The organism is Ercella succinigenes (genome assembly GCF_900002895.1).
This window is the reverse complement of sequence record NZ_CDHP01000059.1, coordinates 39894-53307: the sequence shown is the minus strand read 5'-3', so window position 1 is coordinate 53307 and position 13414 is coordinate 39894. Positions and strand designations below refer to the sequence as shown.

Below are 13414 nucleotides of genomic sequence, written 5' to 3'. Positions count from 1 at the left end.
ACACATTAGTCTAATTATAAATCAGCAATCGTCCCACCGCCTACGACATATTCCCCATCGTAGAAAACAGCTGCCTGTCCTGGTGCAACAGCCCGTACAGGTTCAAGCAAATCTACTTCTATAATATCATAATCTGTCTGTCTAATAATTGCCGGACTTTCTTTTTGTGTATGACGTGTTTTTACAGTAACTCTTAGTGAACCACTTATTCGATCGCAGCTGATCAGATTTATGTCATTAACCTTGAAGTTTTTTGAAAATAAATCTGCTGCGGTTCCAACGACCAACAGATTATTGGTAATATCCTTGCTTATAACATAAAGAGGCTCTGTCTGTCCTTTGATTGTACCAAGGCCTTTGCGTTGTCCTATTGTATAATTAATCAAGCCTTTATGGGTTCCTAAACAATTACCTTTCTGATCAATGATAAATCCTGATTTGCTGACTAAGCCCTTAACTTTTTCCAAAAAAGCTGCATAATCACCGTCCGGCACAAAACAAATATCCTGACTATCCGGTTTATTCGCATTTTTCAAGCCATAGTCATTAGCAATTTCTCTAACTTGCTGTTTGGTCAGATCACCAAGCGGGAAAAGGGTGGCAGCTAGATCCGATTGGCTTAAATTATATAAAACATATGTCTGGTCTTTTGAAGTATCAACAGCTTTTCTTAACAAATAACGATCTTTTTCCTTATTAAATTCTATTCTTGCATAATGACCGGTAGCTATTTGGGCGATATCGATCATTGCAGCACGCTCGATCATTTTGCCGAATTTTACAAATCGATTGCAATCAATACAAGGATTTGGAGTTAACCCACGTTCGTAGCTATCTGCAAATTTTGTAATTATCTTTTCTTCAAAAAGATCTCCAAAATTAAAAACATAATGACGAAATCCTAATGTTGTAGCTACAGAACGTGCATCAATAACATCTTCAAGAGAACAGCAGGTTCTGCTTGCTTCAACGCCAATATTTTCATTTGCATATAATTTGAGAGTGGCGCCACATACCTCATAGCCTTGTTTTTGCAAAATAAGGGCAGCTACTGAACTATCAATTCCTCCGCTCATTGCCACCATTACTTTTTTTTCTTTATCTGTAGATTTTTTCTGATTTGTCATTTTAAAACTCCTGTATGGTATAAATATTAAAACTCCCTATATAGAGCAATATTATTGCTTTATATACGGAAAATCAATTGTTTTCACAAAAAACATTACTTATTTTAAGAATTAAATTAGATAGACTCAACCTTCTTATAATAATTTTTTTAAGTATTTAACATTCAACATCTAATTCAGATACTATTTTAGGGTAAACATATTCCTTCTCATTATCATTGTGTAAATGCTGCCATACCTGAGAAAATTAAGGATAGAAATAAGGATCACGCTCAGATCTTTCGTAATTGTGCCAGCTGTCTCTTTCACATACAGGACACCAATGTCCACATTCCAAAATCAAACGAGAACTAGCCATAAACTCGTGTTCAAATGCACATTAAAAATGCAACTTTTGTTTCCAGTTACCAGCAATCATTTTGTCTGATAAACATTTTCCGCCTCTAAACTCTGCAGCCATTTTTACCTCCCTAAGATTTAGCTGTTCCGCTGACTTTTCTTCATCATATCCTTGATCAATATTAGTGACACATAGGGGGGGACACTCTATCTCAAATCAAAAAAGCCTTAAAACACCTGGCAATAGATCTTTACAGCCGTGTTTGTCTATAAGATTGTCTGGCACTTGGTGCCAGACAACGTTATCGCTTTAAATCGTCAAATGTGCTGATATAAAGACACTTCAAAGGATTATTCTGATATCCTTGTCTGGTACTAAGTACCAGACAAGAATTATAGTAAAAAGCCTGTATAAGCCTGCAAATAATGCGTTTACAGACTTGAATTAAATTATATAGAGTGTCCCGCTTAATTGACCCTGCTCTTTTTTGAGTTCTGTATTTTTGCTACGACATCTATTATGTGGATGGGTTATAGTAAATTAGACAGAAAACAATCGGTCGGATAAAAAGAAAAGAAGCGTTAGCAGAACGAGCGGCACACCTGCATGTTGTCACCTGATTCATGCAGATACTGGAAGGCAATTTACACCAACTTTTTGAACTTGACTAAAGACTATTCAAAAATAATGAAAATACTGTATAGAGCAATAGAATCAAAAGTATCAAAAGATTTTGATAAAAAAAGGGATTACAATAATCCAGATTTTCGTATGTTGATGAATTCTGCTGCAGATGCTTCTCTTTCAGCTATGAAAATTAGTGGAGGAATGAAAAATTATTTGCTTGAAGGAATTCTAGAAATTGCAAATGGTCATATCTTAAAAGGTATCAAATTTCTATTCAGCAAGCTCTGATGAAAGCACAGTAATATTGCTTGATATCATATTCATCCAGCATGTATAACGGTATGTCCCTTCTTCTTCCGGCAGGAATTCTATAACGGTTTCTCCATAGTCAAGATCCTGTGATATTCCGAATTCATCTATCAGAATACTATAGTTGCAGCCATTAAGATCACCCTCTTGTGCGGTAATAACCCAACGTACAGGTATTCCTGCCTGTACAACAATCGGCTGATACCTGCCATATAAAAATCTTGTCTCGACAAGCTGATAACCATCTTCTATGGTGGCAACGGCACCATCTGCGGCCTCGATCTGCCTGTTTGCTTGCCTGGCCTGGATCAGCATCGGAATATCTATTGCCCTGCCAATCATCTGAATGCCAAGAAGAATTACAAGCAAAGAACTTACCAGTTTGATCACATTTGTTTTCTTACCGCTAAGCAGGCCGGCAAAATAGCTTATACCAAACATAAGAGGTGTAGTACCTAAAGCAAAAATCATCATTGACAATGCTCCGAGCAGAACATTTCCTGTACCGAGAGCATATAACTGCATCATTTGAAGAGGCCCGCATGGCATAAGACCGTTAAACAAGCCGATCCAGAAAGGAGAATTGCCAGACATTTTTGCTTGAACAGCAATAATTTTCTTTGGAAGAGGTATTTTTATTTTTCGCAGCCAAGGTGTCAATTCAAGTATATTAAGTCCCATAAGCAACATAAAAAGACCTGCTATCAGAATTACAATGTTTCGGCCTGTATTATTTATAGAAATGACTTGACCTAATAAACCTGCAGCAGCACCGGTTATCGTATATGAAAGGATACGGCCACCATTATAGAGAACTGCACGCCTGGCAGCGCTTGATCTCACTATAGGCCTTGTATCAGTATTCGCATCTTTGTTAAAATCTGCATTTACTTTTTCTCTTGCCCTTGCAGCACCTGTCGCCAAACTGATTCCACCACACATAGCTACACAATGCACACTAGTCATTACACCCACAAGAAAAATCATCAGCAAACTAGAACCGGTTTGAATCTCTGGAATAAAGGTAAACACACCTAATCTAGATAAAAGCTGATATAGCATAATCATAACAGCCAAAACTAAAACTGATTTTAACAAAACAATTTTTTTCGACTCAGGAGAACTCAATACAGTATATCCACTCTGCTCAATTATCCCTATTAATCTTTTTCGATCTATTTGGTCAGGAAAATATTTAACTTCTACCTTATTATTCCTGTAATCAGCTTTTACTTTCAATACACCTTTTGAAGACAGCATGTTTTTTTGAATAATCTGTTCACAGCCGTAACAAGTCATACCCTTTACTACAAATACAATTTGCTCCGCTTTCATATTTACCCCACTGTTATTTGTTCCAAACACAACTTCACCTATAATTCATATAGAATTGGTATGATTTTAACACGTAAATGTGTAATTTTTGTGTACAATAATGCCTCTTTACTTTTACTTGGAAAATAATAATAGGTTATAATAAACATGCTATGAAAAAAAAAGTTCATTTTTAACAATAATTGGGGGAATAATTATGAATGCCAGCCTTAATAATATGTGTAATCTATTCATCGAAAATCGCGACCGTTTGAAAAATGCTTTCGGCTGGCAGAGCAGCTATATATATCCGGTCTGTGCTGCTATCTTTACCGACAAAAAACAGCTTGTTGATATTGATAGAATTCGATCATGTGACACTATTCTAAAAAACCATACCGGGTTGTTCTCAAATTTCCGTGGAACAGCTAAGCTGGCAATGATTTCTTTACTAGCAGTATCACCTGACCCTGAGAAAAAAATGCACAGAACTTTACAAGCTTATGATATGTTGAAACGCAATTTTTTTGCTTCAGAATATCTGCCAATTGCAGCGGTTATTCTATCAGATATGGTTAAATCTGAAAATTTGATGCAAATTGCGCAACGCACCAGACATATCTATGAGCTAATGAAAAACAATCACTTTTTCCTTACATCTTCTGAAGACAGCATCTTTGCTGCCATGCTGGCAATGTCTTCTCTAAATGATGAGCAAATTGTGCACGAAACCGAGAGCTGCTATCAAATGTTAAAAAGTCAATTTTTTTCCAAAAATGCCGTGCAGTCCTTAAGTCATGTGTTGGCTCTATGTGAAGGCACACCTAGTGAAAAATACCAGAAAACAATGAACATTTATCATGGACTTAAAAACAAAGGATGTCGATATGGCGGCAGCTATGAGTTAGCCAATCTTGGCATTTTGGCAATGTTGCCCCATAATGATGTAATTAATGATATTGTTGCCGTCGATAATTTTCTCTCAAAGCAAAAAGGTTATGGTCTTTTAGGTATAGGCAGCAAACAACGTCTCATGCATGCCGGCATGCTGGTATCAAGCTTTCATATTGCCCAGAATTCACATGAAAACAAGAGTATAATGTTGAATGAAAATATAGCCGCACAAACAACCGCCATCAGTAGCACTGTCTCACTAATAGTCGCTCAGCAGGCAGCGGTCTGCGCAGCAATTGCCGCATCAAGTGCAGCCGCCGCCAGTGCGAGTACTTAATCCTCAGTTTTATTACTGGCAAGCCACTTAACAGAACGAACATCCTGCTCCTTAAAGTCTATACTTTTGTAAGGCTGCACAAGTGCTGTCAGCTGGTCAAGTTCATCGAAATCTATAAGACAAGAATGCTTGAGTGCCATTACATTTTTATGATTATTAATAGATTTTAAATAACATTCAGCTTCTGTCATACTGGCTGTAACATAGCCTTCAGAGCGCATATATGCATTCCAGCGTTCATGTTCGGCTCTGACCTGCTTTTCCAGATTATCCGCATCTTCAATATAGTTGGCATATTGCTCACACGTTTCAACACCGGCACTTTTTAATTTGTACTGCATATGAACAACGGCAGCTATTGACGCCTTGCGATTATATTCCATATCATCAAAATCAACTTCGCCATAACCTAACCATTTATGCATTTCATAAGCTCTTTTTTCCCATATACTGTAAAAAAGAATATCTGTTTTGTAGATAGTTTCTTTATTCCCAAACGGTAAAAAATCATAGCTTTGCTTTTGTCCATTAATTAAACTTTTTATCAGATTAGCTTTTTCCGGACTTCTCATGAGCGGGAAAATCAATGGCATTTTATTGCCGAAATTCTTTCTTTCATAATATGCACGTACATTAATCGCTGTTTGTGAGCAGTTATCATCATTTTGCCTTGCTATTATTACATAAGACGCTTGAAGATTTTCATCGAGCAAATTCCATAATTCAGTACTATCAATATTTATTTGCCTCAATTCAATATTGCAGGTTTGCAAAAGCTCCGAACAGCTTAATTTAAATCTATCAAAGGCTGCGGCGTCATTATCTGCACAAGTAATTTTAAAGCTATATCCATCCATCTGGCAGCACCAGGCAGCAGTCCGAACACATGCCAGACCAATATCACTTGCGCCAATCACAAGCAAATTGATAGTTTTATCATTGCAATTCTGATATAAAGGGTATTGCGTGAAAAGGTTAAACACAATGGACAGTTTTTCATTTATTCTTCTTACCTTGAGCTTTTCCTTGATCATTGAATCCAGAAGCATCTCTGCCTCAGGTTGCTCAGAAAAAACAAATATGCATCCTTTATGTGTTGATTTATAGAGTTCATTGACAGCTATAGCCTGTTGCAAATTTAAGGTCTGATCATCTGAAATCAGAACCCAGTTAATCTGCTTATTCACAAGTTTTTTTAACCAATGCAACTCTACTATACTATTCTTTTGAAAAATAGCACCGCTTTTTTTTGCTCTTTCTACAAGATCATACAGCTCGCCTTCAATTATTTCTGGTTTACTGGCAAAAATACTACAGTTTCTTCCGCCTTTTTTTTGCAAATCCTCCACCAGAAGGGCGCTTTTTTCATTAATCTCTGAGAATATATATATTTCTCTGGCTATAATTCGCAATATAATCAATTTGGCGCGAGAGGACAACTCAATTATATATGCAACAACCGACCCAATAAGTAATACCGGTGCAATTACATATAATGATGAGATGTACAAATGTAATCTGCTGTCAGTAATCCTCTCAAGTACAAAAGTCAAATCCTCATTAAATAAGAATACTCTGAAGGTATTAAATAAGGAGGCAGATAAAATAGATGAGGTTATATGTCCTGCAGCTAATCTATACGAAACAAAGACAAAAAAGACAGCAGCAGCAGTACCAAACAAAAATGGATTTAGTGAATGACGTCTGTATAAAGCCCAAAACATGCCTGATAAAAAACAAATAAACGAAATAAGCATAGACAAATCAGAAAGGCTCTCAATTATCATAATACCTCCAGGAAGCTACTACTTCTCCTCAAACACGGTAAAACCTAGCCATTATTTTACCATTAACACAGATCTGAAAAAGGAATTGGTCTGCGGCCGTTTTGGATTTCCTCATATAATTCCTGAGGGCCTGTATGAGAAACATCATCTTTACAGATATTATCAATAACGGCCGGCGGTAAAGAATTAAAATCATATTCAGAGATATCCGGTAAATTGGTAACAAAAGGATAATGCCGAGCATAGAACAATAGTGCTTCACCCTTCTCCTTTTTAAGCTTTTGCAGTTCGGAAACTGTTATAAGAGGACGTTTGATTTCATAAGGCTCATAAGAGCGTGTATCGCCACACATTTTGCTTAATTCTTCAAGCAGATTAAGTTCCTTGCTTGCTAGAAAAACCCAGTTTTCACAATTTCCTTTTATAGTTTCTGCATCATTACCATAACGTTTTACAAGCTGATACATACTCTGCACAACAAGATAAAAACGAATATTACGACTTCTTGCAGCAGTTATCATTGCAGGCATGTCAGAAATAGCAGGTGTATTTGAAAACTCATCAAGTACAAAATTCACACGTACCGGTAAAGATTTATTTAGTTCTTTTTGAGCTTCGGTTATTAAAAGCTCGTAGCACTGTTTAACGAAAGAAGTAACAATAAAATGATAGGTACTTCTTTCATCCGGCACTACTATGTAGAGAGCGGTTTTCCTTCGGCCTATATTTCTAATATCAAATGTGGTTTGCGATAAATTCCTGATTAGTTTACTTTGCAGTAAAAAAGGTTTTACAAATGCAAACAAAGAAGATTGCATATCAGCTCGTGTTTTTTCATGAGACCGCCCAATAGCAAAATAGTTTAAGGCTGCAATGCTTGATTGCGGAATTATTTTCATAATTTCATCAAGATAATTTTTTTCCCATTCTGATTCAGGTATCTCTAACATCTTATTTGTAACAGCATCTTCTACTTTACCAAACTCTACACACATTCTAGAAAAAGTTTTGACATTGATTTCTTCAAAACTACAGCTCTCCATCATTACAAGCAAAACAGCAAGTGAAAGCATTCTGGCAGTATTTACCCAAAAAATATCCTTTGCAGTCATTGCAGATTCCATAGATATTGCCTCAACAAAGTCATTAAGCATCGCAGTAGCTTCATCAATGTAACCTTTTTTGTAAAGCAGAGCAGGTTCTTTAAGAGGATTCCACATATCTCCTTGTTCAAGATCTCTGAAATTAAGTAAAACGACATCATAACCTTTCTGTCTTGCCATTCCGGAAGTCTCATTATAAATTTCACCTTTTGGATCTGTAACTATAAATGACTCACCCGCATGTATCATAGTATGTACCATGGGCATACAAAAAAGGCGTGTTTTCTTTGAACCGGTCGATCCAATAATAAGGCTATGAGTGTCAGAATTATCAAGATAAATTCGTCTTGAATTAGCAATCAGAGGCAGTCCGCAACCGGAATAATTTTCCTCTGATAAAGATACTCTTGTTGAACTACTCTTGATTTCATCCTGAGCCGCCCAGCGAGTTTCCTGAAAACCACTGTTATATTGTGATATTTTATAAAAATCATGATTCATCTGGTACCTCCTGGATCCGTAACAAAACCAATTTTTCTCTTGTACATCATTTCCTCAAGTCTTGTAATGAATCCCCCTGTTCTACTATAGGGGTAAAGATCCTGAGCATTCAAAACCCTGTTATTCTTAAAATCATCTGCCGCGCATATTTCAAAAACTATGTCTTCACACATCAGATTCAGAGTTTTAAACCCATCGAAACTATCATTTGATCTAAGAAACTCTATAGAATCTTTAAGCAGTTCAGCCGCATCTTTCTCTATTGTAAAATCATAATTAGCCAACCAGTTAACAACATAGGAAAGGAAATCTTCAACAGGTGGATATTCAGAGATAATTTTTTCTATTCTGACATATTGAGCCAAAACACGTTCAAGCTCAATACAAACTTCAGCCTCTGCATTTTCCAGAACAAATAATATGCAAATTTTGTTATCCATGCCGGACAAATAAGTCATAAGTCTCTTGAAATGCTGTGAATTAAAATGTTCTGTCCACTGATCCAGTTCAATGGACAAAACACCTTTAAATACACCACGATAGCCGGTAGCAGCATCAAGCTCGCGAATCAATCTTCTGAGCTCTGAAAAATCACTTTCGTCAGGACAATAGTCAAGAGCAAACTCCAGGCTTTTAACATTGCCGTAAAAAGACATTAATTTGGTAGCACTAAGATATTCAGCCAACAGCCGGACAAAATGGCTTTTGCCTATTCCTGGCTTGGTGACCCAAAGTAAATTCGGCAGTATAATTGGCATATCACTAACATATTTCAAATTACGGGATACATTACTCCATTTTTGCAATACCTGCTTCATTTCTGTGAGCCCGTATAACTGCATTATCTGATCATAATAATATTGACACTCCACAACAAACCTCCTGAAATATATTTATATTATCTTCAATTTATTCAGGCCTAACCAATGCATTTATGAAAAGCGGTCAAAACCGTAAATAAAAGCAATATCTTCAACTTTATCATCATATTCGGCTGCTTTTTCCGGCTCCTCAATACCCTCATAAGAGCGAGAAATAATATCATATATCTTCATTAGCAAGCGACGATGATTACGTGTAATCTGACAATCTTCTAATTCTTCAATTTCTTCTGCAGTAGATTTTGCCATAGCCAGAACAGCATAGTGCAAATTTTGTTCAGCCATTTCTACCAAGGTATTATAATCATTTTGCCATTTAAGAAGTCCTACATGTTCAACCGGTTCCACTCCCGTTTCTGCCAAAAATTCACTGCGAATAGACTCAGCTTTAATAAAGGTTGCATCTGCTGCTTCAAGTTTGTTTTTCTCCTGCTGAATTTTACCAATTTCACACAGAACAAAAAACCGGAATTTATGAATCTCTATATCTGCTTTTTGCAAACTTGAAAGCTCGAGCAAATGCAAAGTTTTTAGAAAAACACACCAAGCAGCATCAAGTCTGCCCTCTTTGTGCAAATTAACACCACGATCATACTGTGCCTTAATATTATTCATCTTTTTTATCCTCTAACAACTTATCGCCGATTTCATCCATGCCCTCAATTATAATTAATTTAGCTTCATACTCGGCAGCAACAGGCTCTTGGTCAACCGACTCAACAATTAAAATAACTTTGTTTTTCACGATTACTTCATGAACCTCAGGATTAAGAAAATCGCACATTACAATTGTTCTATGGTTTTTAAGCAAAAAAGCGTGATTGCCGCCTGAATAATAAAGAATAGCATTATCGGGTTCGCCAGGCACTTTAAAAGGAACTACAATTAATACTTCATCATCTTCATTGACAAGCACATCATAGTTACTCAATACTTTTGTTTTTTCTTTGATATCTTTATAGTTCATTTCTTTAAACATTTTCTTTCACCCTTTCCTTTAACTTATTCCATCATGCTCTCAGCCCGTCTGCGATATGCCCAGGCCTGTTCTTCTTCTCCAGTTTTTATATGTACCACATACAAATTTTTTAAGCAGTTTATCAATCGTTCCGTACTGTTTGCTTGCGGATGTAACTTGCCCAAAATTTCAAAAACCTCAAGTTGCTTAAAAAACAGTTTTTTAGATTTATCAAAATCGTCTATCTTGGCATAATTCTCAGCTAGGCAGCCTATACTTAGAGCATAAGAAAAGCTGATCTTAGCATCATCATTTCTGGTCTTTTCCCATACCATTGCAAACAATTCGACTGCTCTGCCTGCAAATGTAATGGCAGGCTCCATCTCGTTAAATTCATTTAATAGAACACTAAGCTGTCTGTTAATCTCTGCTATCTGATTTATCGTATAGGCGTCAAGTTCACTGGCAATGCGAAGATAATGTTGCGCATGACGAACTGAAGCCAGAAACTGATCATAAGCCTCTTGCCAACGTTTATTTACATAATAGCAAACAGCAAAGTTATATTTTAGAAGATAGATACGTTTTAGATCAGCAGAATCATTTAGTTTTTCTAACAAATATTCACCCAAATTTATCATTTCAATAGCAAGGTGCTCGTAAAAATTTTTGCCAGGTTTCAACTCAAGCAATTTGTTCATATAATCAAGAGATGTACGTAAATTATCAATCTGATTTGTTCTGCGATATAACTCACGGAAGTTCTCTACAACTTCGCTGTATATTTTTGCGATCTCATCGATCGGATTATCACAAGCCTTGGCTATGTCAGCGGCTTTAATCAACATATCAACCGAGCGTTGATTATCTACAGAGTCAAGCAAAGTAGCGAACCTGATATAAATACCAACCCAAATTGTTTGACCAAGCCAATTAACCAAATCTTGTGGGTCAGCGAATTTACTTTCTCCTATTTCAACCAGAGTAGAAAATATCTGTATACCCATGTGCAAATCAGTATCTGTTTTGTCTATAAGCGGATAGAAATTCTCACACAAGAATGATGCCAGCAAACTATAGTTTTCTTTTGAATCCACAAGCTTAATTGCCTCGCACATTGTATCTATGCCGTATTTTCGCAGCAGCTGTATTAGCAGCCTTGATAATTTCTCCAATATTTTTGGATTATCCGCTTTTCGGGTAAACTCATCTGCTAAAAAAGATGGTTTATCGAGAAGAAAAGCAAGTTCCAATCCGCTTTCCTGTCTCAAAGCGTCAGTAAAACTAAGATTTCTGATATACTCAAACAAGTACGAATAATATAGTTTTTTATCTATCCCGCTTGCAGACAAAAAACCATTAGCAATAACTTGATTGCTCAAACATACAAATCCGGAATCCTTATGATTAATGAATGAGCTAAGATAGAGCATCAGTCTAGTAAAATCAACTGTAGACCATGTCAGATTATGTGTCCGGAAAATCTGCTCAAGGTCATGTTCACGCAACCCCTTTGGTGCGATTGAAAGCAATGCAAAAACATTTTGTGCTATTGCAGGGGCAATTTTCTCACCTACCACCATAAGATAATTCCAAGCAGCCTGACCGGTATCACTAGGGAACTGTTCCACTATCCTAATCATCTGAGCGGTCAATTCCCCGGCGTTATTGGCACTTCTTAGATCACTGCTGTCCATCATAAGCAACCGATTAATCAACAAACTTATATACAAAGGATTATAACAATCACCGCGATCAATAATCGCATCAATAACCTCAACATCTAATTCTTTGTGATATCGATCCAACAAATTATAAATCATCAGCCTAGCCTGCACAGGATACGCCAAACCATAAATAAAAAGCTCATCAGAGCGACTCTGGTATCCCGGCACCGCGTAAAAATCAAAATCATCAGGAGAAGTCACAAAAAATCTGATTTTTTCACTAGATTGATCCGGCAGAAAAAACATCGTTGAAAAGCCATCGTTAACTAATTTATGGATATCATCTATTAAAAATATTAGAGTGGTTTGAAAGTTTGATTCATATGTGACTGTTAATTGCGAAAAATATTTCTGAAGAAATTGCACTGAGCTAAGCTGTGCATCATAGTACTCATCAAAACCAAGTGCTATTTCCAGATTTCTAATCATATAGGAGAGCAGATCATGCAGACTGCTGTTATCAGGATTAGAAGCACAAAAGAAGGGATAAATTCGGCAATTTCGCTCAGCAAGCATAAAACCGGACTGGCAAAGCAAGGTTGTTTTACCACTGCCAGGGGTTCCCTTAAGATAAAGCAAAAGTTTATTTTCTTCAAATAGTCTATGCGCAATTATATCTATAAAGGCATCATTGCCTGCAGAAATTTCTGTCTGCAATTTAAGTCTGTGATTAGCAGCTCTTGATATCTTTTCTATAGTTGATATTTCTTCGCGCTTCGACCACTCAGGCATAAATATACTGAGAAATCTTTTTATTATTTGTTCCCTAAGATCATCTAAACCGGTAAGTTTTTGTGTCAAATGATCCCAAACAGCATCATAGTAGATAATTTGGTCGGGAAATTGCTCTTTCAGTTTAAGCTTTAGTTTTTCAAGATGTGTTTTATGAACTTCATCTTCGCAAGCATAATCACTTTTACTTTGTTCATCCATCTGGCTGTTATCTAAAGGATTTCTGATACAGATAATACAACGCTCGGCATTCTCTACATGTGCAAGCAAACCATATTCTATTTCCAAAGCGGTAACGCTTCTATCAGAATCATCAAGGCAAAAATCTTTGCAACCCGCAATTTTTTCTATGTATTTACGATCAGGAATCCAACCATATCTGTCGCCGATAAAAATGAGCATATATGGCTGGCTCTTATCTATTTCGTCAAGACAGACGTTTAAGACCTTGTGGGCACTCTCATCTGAATCAAGTTCTCTTGTATTAACACCCCAGCGTAAATCAATAAAATGCAAATAATCCTGGTATTTCTCTGCATAGGAGTTCAATGCCGGAATAATATCAATATGCAGCAAATCTCTCTCCGACTGCATATCACGAAAAGTACTTGAAACAAATATGGAACGCATTTGCACCTCCAGGATGACACGTCATAACAAATACTAATATTTGCAATATATTAATATTACCACTACATGACTAATTGTGAATAATTTTTTGTTGTAAAATTTATTATAGAGGTATAATTATAATAATTCGACTACGGAGGTATCTCA

10 protein-coding genes are annotated in these 13414 nt (G+C 36.4%); 2 read left to right on the top strand and 8 right to left on the bottom strand.

The window, feature by feature from the left end; genetic code table 11:
• Positions 1–14 precede the first annotated feature (14 nt).
• Positions 15–1127 carry a tRNA 2-thiouridine(34) synthase MnmA gene (gene mnmA, locus AC0KSB_RS12580; protein WP_472309803.1) on the bottom strand — a complete coding sequence of 371 codons (1113 nt, stop codon included), beginning with the start codon at positions 1125–1127 and terminating at the stop codon, positions 15–17.
• A 946-nt stretch (positions 1128–2073) separates the two neighbouring features.
• Here mnmA and AC0KSB_RS12575 point away from each other — a divergent pair.
• Complete coding sequence (locus AC0KSB_RS12575) at positions 2074–2382, top strand: hypothetical protein (protein WP_472309801.1); 309 nt, start codon at positions 2074–2076, stop codon at positions 2380–2382.
• Here AC0KSB_RS12575 and AC0KSB_RS12570 read toward each other — a convergent pair.
• Positions 2365–3738: an urease accessory protein UreH domain-containing protein gene (locus AC0KSB_RS12570; RefSeq protein WP_472309799.1), complete on the bottom strand. Its 1374-nt coding sequence runs from the start codon at positions 3736–3738 to the stop codon at positions 2365–2367. The genes AC0KSB_RS12575 and AC0KSB_RS12570 overlap by 18 nt on opposite strands.
• A gap of 196 nt (positions 3739–3934) precedes the next feature.
• Here AC0KSB_RS12570 and AC0KSB_RS12565 point away from each other — a divergent pair, with 196 nt between their 5' ends.
• Positions 3935–4948: a DUF4003 family protein gene (locus tag AC0KSB_RS12565; protein WP_472309797.1), complete on the top strand. Its 1014-nt coding sequence runs from the start codon at positions 3935–3937 to the stop codon at positions 4946–4948.
• Here the strand turns inward: AC0KSB_RS12565 and AC0KSB_RS12560 are convergent.
• The 6 genes from AC0KSB_RS12560 to AC0KSB_RS12535 all read right to left on the bottom strand — a co-directional run bounded on the left by AC0KSB_RS12560 (position 4945) and on the right by AC0KSB_RS12535 (position 13267).
• Positions 4945–6735 carry a hypothetical protein gene (locus tag AC0KSB_RS12560; RefSeq protein ID WP_472309795.1) on the bottom strand — a complete coding sequence of 597 codons (1791 nt, stop codon included), beginning with the start codon at positions 6733–6735 and terminating at the stop codon, positions 4945–4947. The two genes, AC0KSB_RS12565 and AC0KSB_RS12560, sit on opposite strands and share 4 nt — an antisense overlap.
• A gap of 62 nt (positions 6736–6797) precedes the next feature.
• Positions 6798–8339, bottom strand: a complete 1542-nt coding sequence (locus tag AC0KSB_RS12555) for a VirD4-like conjugal transfer protein, CD1115 family (RefSeq protein WP_472309793.1) — start codon at positions 8337–8339, stop codon at positions 6798–6800.
• On the bottom strand, positions 8336–9211 hold the full coding sequence (locus AC0KSB_RS12550) for a hypothetical protein (RefSeq protein WP_472309791.1): 876 nt from the start codon (positions 9209–9211) through the stop codon (positions 8336–8338). Before AC0KSB_RS12550 ends, AC0KSB_RS12555 begins: the two co-directional genes overlap by 4 nt.
• Before the next feature lie 60 nt (positions 9212–9271).
• Positions 9272–9835 carry a hypothetical protein gene (locus AC0KSB_RS12545; protein WP_472309789.1) on the bottom strand — a complete coding sequence of 188 codons (564 nt, stop codon included), beginning with the start codon at positions 9833–9835 and terminating at the stop codon, positions 9272–9274.
• Entirely contained in the window at positions 9828–10199 is a 372-nt protein-coding gene (locus AC0KSB_RS12540) for a hypothetical protein (protein ID WP_472309787.1), read from the bottom strand. The genes AC0KSB_RS12545 and AC0KSB_RS12540 overlap by 8 nt, the downstream gene beginning before the upstream one ends.
• Before the next feature lie 23 nt (positions 10200–10222).
• Positions 10223–13267: a DUF4062 domain-containing protein gene (locus tag AC0KSB_RS12535; RefSeq protein WP_472309785.1), complete on the bottom strand. Its 3045-nt coding sequence runs from the start codon at positions 13265–13267 to the stop codon at positions 10223–10225.
• Positions 13268–13414: the final 147 nt, after the last annotated feature.

Bases quoted from the DNA above. Each gene is read 5' to 3' on its own strand.
- mnmA (WP_472309803.1), bottom strand. From the start codon at position 1,127: ATGACAAATCAGAAAAAATCTACAGATAAAGAAAAAAAAGTAATGGTG.
- AC0KSB_RS12575 (WP_472309801.1), top strand. From the start codon at position 2,074: ATGTTGTCACCTGATTCATGCAGATACTGGAAGGCAATTTACACCAAC.
- AC0KSB_RS12570 (WP_472309799.1), bottom strand. From the start codon at position 3,738: ATGAAAGCGGAGCAAATTGTATTTGTAGTAAAGGGTATGACTTGTTAC.
- AC0KSB_RS12565 (WP_472309797.1), top strand. From the start codon at position 3,935: ATGAATGCCAGCCTTAATAATATGTGTAATCTATTCATCGAAAATCGC.
- AC0KSB_RS12560 (WP_472309795.1), bottom strand. From the start codon at position 6,735: ATGATAATTGAGAGCCTTTCTGATTTGTCTATGCTTATTTCGTTTATT.
- AC0KSB_RS12555 (WP_472309793.1), bottom strand. From the start codon at position 8,339: ATGAATCATGATTTTTATAAAATATCACAATATAACAGTGGTTTTCAG.
- AC0KSB_RS12545 (WP_472309789.1), bottom strand. From the start codon at position 9,835: ATGAATAATATTAAGGCACAGTATGATCGTGGTGTTAATTTGCACAAA.
- AC0KSB_RS12540 (WP_472309787.1), bottom strand. From the start codon at position 10,199: ATGTTTAAAGAAATGAACTATAAAGATATCAAAGAAAAAACAAAAGTA.
- AC0KSB_RS12535 (WP_472309785.1), bottom strand. From the start codon at position 13,267: ATGCGTTCCATATTTGTTTCAAGTACTTTTCGTGATATGCAGTCGGAG.